This window comes from Kordia sp. (assembly GCF_045105435.1).
In the GTDB taxonomy this organism is placed as follows: Bacteria; Bacteroidota; Bacteroidia; order Flavobacteriales; family Flavobacteriaceae; genus Kordia.
Genome location: NZ_JBGCDL010000158.1, coordinates 23,732 through 30,073, shown reverse-complemented (window position 1 = coordinate 30,073; position 6,342 = coordinate 23,732). Strand labels below are relative to the sequence as shown.

At 36.2% G+C, this 6,342-nt stretch carries 5 protein-coding genes; all 5 read left to right on the top strand.

The features are described 5' to 3' along the window. Positions 1-82 (top strand): T9SS type A sorting domain-containing protein (locus tag AB8B65_RS08505; protein WP_405300494.1); only part of this gene is annotated, 82 nt, incomplete at its 5' end. An 86-nt stretch (positions 83-168) separates the two neighbouring features. Continuing rightward, positions 169-339 (top strand): hypothetical protein, encoded by a 171-nt coding sequence (locus AB8B65_RS08500; protein ID WP_405300493.1) that lies wholly within the window; start codon positions 169-171, stop codon positions 337-339. 223 nt (positions 340-562) lie between these two features. After that, positions 563-3,763, top strand: a complete 3,201-nt coding sequence (locus AB8B65_RS08495; protein WP_405300491.1) for a WD40/YVTN/BNR-like repeat-containing protein — start codon at positions 563-565, stop codon at positions 3,761-3,763. A gap of 3 nt (positions 3,764-3,766) precedes the next feature. Further along, entirely contained in the window at positions 3,767-5,683 is a 1,917-nt protein-coding gene (locus tag AB8B65_RS08490) for an alpha/beta fold hydrolase (protein WP_405300489.1), read from the top strand. An 84-nt stretch (positions 5,684-5,767) separates the two neighbouring features. Then, positions 5,768-6,286, top strand: coding sequence for a superoxide dismutase family protein (locus tag AB8B65_RS08485; RefSeq protein ID WP_405300488.1), 519 nt, complete (start codon positions 5,768-5,770; stop codon positions 6,284-6,286). Positions 6,287-6,342 lie beyond the last annotated feature (56 nt).

Below are 6,342 nucleotides of genomic sequence, written 5' to 3'. Positions count from 1 at the left end.
GAATCTAGAAAAAAAAGGAATGTATTTAGTTAAAGTAACTGATGCATCTAGATCGTATTATAAAAAAATTATTATTGAGTAAAATGTTAGTTGAAAATTACAATTAAGAGGAGACTGTCTGAAAAGGCAGTCTTTTTTTTTTACAATCAACTAAATGCGGGATCAGAGTTGAAGTTTAAATGTTTAAGAAAACCATACTTAACCTATCTATCATCAACTTTGAAAGGAGATGCAAAACGTCTATCTTCGCACGCAACAGATGCAGTATTAAAAAAGCACTATATTGATGAGCGAATCGTAGACAAAGCTATTAAAGAATTAGATATATTTGAAGATTAAAAAAATAGTAAAACGCTACTCTTTGGCGGTACTCCTGTGAAAATCAAGAAAATATGAATTAACGAAAAATAGGAGTAAGTAGCTTAAATTCAATAACTTAAAATTTTAAATTTCAGAAATTAAAAAACTGACCAACAGTTGACAACAAACAACTGACAACAAACAACAAGCAACAAAAATAACCATCAACCAAAAAACAAGTAAAAACCAAAACCAACCTAAAATGAAAAAATTAATCCTACTATTACTCACCTTTTCCGCGATTGGGATGTCTGCGCAAGATTTCTCTATGGAAACGGTAAAAAGTATGAAACCGCGGAATATTGGACCTGGCGGAATGAGCGGACGTGTCACTTCAATTGCTGTTGTGAACGAAAATCCAGATGTAATGTATGTTGGAACGGCTTCTGGAGGACTCTGGAAATCTACTTCTGGCGGCATTAAATGGAAACCTCTTTTCGATAAAGAAGTTACAGCTTCTGTTGGTGCAGTTGCCATTCAACAATCAAATCCAAGTGTAATTTGGGTAGGAACTGGAGAAGGAAATCCTAGAAACAGTCTGAATGGCGGTTACGGAATTTACAAATCCTTAGATGGTGGGAAAAACTGGAAACTCATGGGATTGGAAAAAACACGACATATTCATCGTGTAATTATCGATCCTACAAATCCGAATGTAGTCTACGTAGCTGCAATTGGTTCACCTTGGGGAGAACATCCAGAACGTGGCGTGTATAAAACTACTGATGGTGGCGAAACGTGGAAGCAAATTCTATTCGCAAATAATAAAACTGGTGCTGCCGATTTAGTGATGGATCCAACAAATCCAAATAAACTTATTGCATCAATGTGGGAACACAAACGCGATCCATGGTTTTTCAAATCAGGAGGAAAAGGTTCTGGATTACACATCACACATGATGGTGGGAAAAGTTGGAAAAAACTAAGTGATAAAGAAGGATTGCCAAAAGGTGATTTGGGACGTATCGGAGTTGCCATCGCGCCAAGCAGTCCAAACATAATTTATGCATTGGTTGAAGCAAAAAAGAACGCATTGTACAAAAGTACAGATGGCGGATTTAAGTGGACAAAAATAAATGATAAAAAGGGAATTGGAAATCGTCCGTTTTACTATTCCGAAATTTATGTGGATCCGCAAAACGAAAATAGACTCTATACAATTTTTACGTATGTAAATGTTTCTGAAGATGGCGGAAAAAGCTTCAAACAACTTATGCCAGCGTATGGCGTAAGCAATGGTGTACATCCAGATCATCATGCATGGTGGATTCATCCCACAAATGGAAAATTTATGATTGATGGAAATGATGGAGGAATGAATATTACCAAAGATCGTGGACAAACCTGGCGTTTTATCGGAAATTTACCTGTAGCGCAGTTTTATCATATCAATGTAGACAACGAATATCCGTACAATGTGTATGGCGGAATGCAAGATAACGGTTCTTGGCGCGGACCTGCGTATGTTTGGCGCGATCAAGGAATTCGCAATTCGTATTGGCAAGAAATTTCGTTTGGTGACGGATTTGATGTTGTGCCCGATAAAGACGATTCACGTTACGGTTGGTCCATGAGTCAGCAAGGTTTTGTATCGCGTTACGATTGGATGACTGGAAATAATTATCCTGTAAAACCTACACATCCTGATGCAAAAGTGAAGCTACGTTTCAATTGGAATGCAGCCATTAATATTGATCCTTTTGACAATAATACACTCTATTTTGGAAGTCAGTTTGTACATAAAAGCACGGATAAAGGTTTGACTTGGACAGTGATTTCGGATGATTTATCTACGAATGATCCTGAAAAGTTAAAGCAAGCTGAAAGTGGCGGATTAACCATGGACGCAACAGGTGCCGAAAATCATTGTACTGTTTTAGTGATTGAACCTTCTCCGCTAGAACGAAATATGTTGTGGGCAGCAACCGATGATGGTCGCGTACATGTGACTAGAAATGGTGGACAAGAATGGACAGAAGTCACTAAAAACATCAAAGGTTTGCCTGCGGGAAGTTGGATTGTACAAGTGAAAGCTTCCAACAAAAAACAAGGAGAAGCTTTATTGGTTGCAAATGATTACAGAAGATTTAATTACGAACCGTACGCGTACAGAACGACAAATTATGGTAAAACGTGGCAACGAATTGTAGCAGCTTCTGATGTAAAAAGTTATACTTTATCAATTGTGGAAGATCCTGAGAATAAGAATTTACTGTTTTTAGGAACGGATGATGGTTTATATATTTCGCTTGACGCTGGAAATAAATGGCAGAAATGGACCGCCGGTTTTCCAACAGTTTCTACGAAAGATTTGGTAATTCAACCACGTGAACACGATTTAGTAATTGGTACTTTTGGTAGAGCGGCATGGGTTTTAGACGATATTCGTCCGTTGCGCGCTATTGCAGGAAATAAAAGCATTCTGTCTAAAAACATTGCTTTGTTTGAACCGCCAACTGCATATCAAGCAGCATATCAACAACCTACGGGAAGTCGTTTTGGTGCAGATGGAATTTATCATGGTGAAAATAAGAAAAGAGGCGCTATGATTTCGTATTACATCCAAAAGAAAGACATGCCAAAATCTGCTAAAAAAGATAAAAAGAAAGACGATGATGCAGAAATGGACGAAAAGAAAGTGAAATGGGATTCGATAAAGCTTGAAATTTACGATAATGGAAAGTTGATTCGTACCTTAAAAAATAAAGCGCCAAAAGAAAATGGAATTCACAGAATGTTTTGGAGAATGGACGAAAAAGGTGTCGATAGGCCTTCACGAACAATTCGTAAAAATAAACGTGAACGTGGCGGCGTTTCTGTAAAACCTGGAACGTATCAGTTAAAAATGACTTATGGCGATCAAACTTCTGAAAGTACAATTACAGTCGCAAGTGATCCACGTTTGAACGTTTCTCAGAAAAATAGCAATGAAACCTACGCTGCTGGAAAAAAGATTGAAAACATGATGCAAACTGCTGCCGACGCTGTAAAACAATTGGTTGAAAGCAAAAATGCAGCAAAAAATTATCAAACGACACTTTCTAAATTAGATAAGAAAAAGCACAAAGAAGCGATTAAAGAATCAAAAAATATCATTAAACGTATTGATGAAGTCATTGCTTTGTATTTAGGAAAAGTGGACAAACGCCAAGGAATTACACGAAATCCAGCAGTAAATGTCATGCAACGTATCGGTACTGCAGGTCGTTATGCAACTACACGCAAAACAGGTTTGACAAGCACAGAAACGCAATTAATGCAACATGCTGAAGACGCGCTGAAAGCTGCATTAAATAAAACAAATACATTTTTCACAGATGAATGGAAAGCGTATCGATCAAAAATGGAACAAATTGATATTAAACCATTTAAAGAAACAACTTCATTTCAATTAAAAAACTAACAGATGAAAAAACTAAGTCTAATATGCATGCTCAGTGTTTTCTTTTTTTCGTGTAAAAACGATCAAAAGAAAGCCGACGGAAAAGATACCACGCAATCGGTTAAAGAATATACGATTGATCAATTTATGGATAACGAAAGTGTGAGAGGCGGAAGTTTTTCTCCTGATAAATCAAAGTTATTGATTACCAGTAACCGTTCTGGAATTGTAAATATGTATACAATTCCAGCAAATGGCGGCGAATACACACCAATTACAAAGTCGGATAGTGTTTCAGTTTATGCAGTTTCATTTTTCCCAAAAGATGAACGTATTTTATACACGATGGACGGTAATGGTGATGAAATTTATCACTTATTCGTTAAAAATACAGATGGAACTTCTCAAGAATTAACTCCTAAAAAAGGCGCAAGAGCTTCTTTCTTTGGTTGGACGAAAGATGAAAAAGGTTTTTTCTATCAGTCAAACGAACGTGACAAGCGTTTTATGGATTTGTATGAAATGGACGTAGCAACCTTTACTCCAAAACTGTTATATAAAAATGAAGATGGATATAGAATTGGAAGTATTTCAGACGACAAAAAACACTTGGCGTTGATTAAAAGCATCAACACAAACGACAACGATTTGTTTGTGTATACTATTGCTTCTAAAAAGTTAACTAAAGTAAATAAAACACTAAGTTCTAATAGTCCTGAAGAGTTTTCAAGTGATAATACTTCACTTTATTACACGACAGATGCTGACGCAGAATTTGCCTATTTAATGAAATTTAATACGGTTGATGGAACACACAAAAAAATGCTCTCAAAATCGTGGGATATTAACGGAAGTTACATTACCAACAAAGGAACATATCGTGTTACGTACATAAATGAAGATGCTAAAAACACGATAGAAGTTACGGAAGTGGCTTCTGGAGAAAAATTAGAATTACCCGATTTTAAAGATCAAAGTATTACCAATGTAGGTTTTTCGAGAGATGATACTATGATGCGCTTATTTGTAGGAGGTTCAAATACGCCTTCAAATTTATATGTGTATAATTTAAAAACAAAAAAACTCGTTCAGCTCACAAATACATTGAATAAAGAAGTAAATATTGATGATTTAGTTTCTGCCAAAGTCATTCGTTATAAATCGTTTGATGATACTGAAATTCCTGCAATTTATTATGTTCCAAAACAAGCTTCTGCTGATGCAAAAGTTCCTGCGTTGGTTTGGGTTCATGGTGGTCCAGGCGGGCAATCGCGTCAATCGTTTCGTGCGTTAATTCAGTATTTAACAAATCACGGATATGCAGTTTTAGCTGTAAATAATCGTGGAAGTAGTGGCTATGGAAAAACGTTTTATAAAATGGACGATCAAAACCATGGAGAAGGTGATTTGAAAGATTGTGTAGAAGGTAAAAATTGGTTGGCAAAACAACCTGAAATTGATGGAGATAAGATTGGAATTATGGGTGGTTCGTATGGCGGTTATATGACAATGGCTGCTTTGACTTATACTCCGGAAGAGTTTCAAGTTGGTGTCAATATTTATGGAGTTACCAATTGGATTCGTACGTTGCGAAGTATTCCACCATGGTGGGAATCACAAAAAGAAGCATTGTATTTAGAATTAGGAAACCCGAATACGGCAGATTCTATCCGCTTAAAGCGAATTTCACCTTTATTTCACACAGATAAAGTAACAAAACCGCTTATGGTTTTACAAGGTGCGCAAGATCCGAGAGTGTTGCAAGTAGAATCGGATGAGATTGTAGCTGGCGTGAAGAAAAATGGTGTTCCTGTAGAATATCTGCTGTTTGAAGATGAAGGACACGGTTTTGTCAAAAAAGAAAATCAGATAAAAGCGAATAGCCAAATCCTCTCATTTTTAGATAAATATCTTAAAAAGAAGGAAGATTTTAAAAATTAAGAAATTGCAATTGTTTGTTTTTGTTTTATTATCTACTTACCTTGTTAAACGAATTTTGAAATACTAACAAAAACCCAATACATAATGAGAAAAGGAATATACATGACGCTTGTTGGATTGTTATTCATCGCCGTAAGTTGTTCAGGAGGTAAAGAAATTGAATTTGATTTACAGTCAAAAAGCGATAGCAAAGTTACAGGAACTGTCAATTTTGCTGAAACTGAAGATGGAAAAGTGAAAATGGTTGCTTTGATGGAAGGTTTAACTCCTGGAGTGCATGCAATTCATATTCATGAAAAAGCGGATTGTTCTTCTGCGGATGGAAAATCTGCTGGTGGACATTGGAATCCGACAAAACAACCACACGGAAAATGGAATGCAAAAGAAGGATATCACAAAGGTGATATTGGAAATTTTGAAGTTGATGATGATGGACATGGAGAAATTGAATTTTCTACAGATCAATGGTGTATTGGTTGTGACGATGACACTAAAAACATTGTTGGAAAATCGATCATTGTACACCAAGGAAGAGACGATCAAAAATCGCAACCTTCTGGAGCTGCTGGCGCACGTGTAAGTTGTGGCGGAATTATTGAATAAAACGAAAAAAATAGTATATGGATAAAGCTACTTTCCTCAAAGTAGCTTTATTTTGT

Coding starts and splice junctions, on each gene's coding strand:
- AB8B65_RS08495 (WP_405300491.1), top strand. CDS start 563: ATGAAAAAATTAATCCTACTATTACTCACCTTTTCCGCGATTGGGATG.
- AB8B65_RS08490 (WP_405300489.1), top strand. CDS start 3,767: ATGAAAAAACTAAGTCTAATATGCATGCTCAGTGTTTTCTTTTTTTCG.
- AB8B65_RS08485 (WP_405300488.1), top strand. CDS start 5,768: ATGAGAAAAGGAATATACATGACGCTTGTTGGATTGTTATTCATCGCC.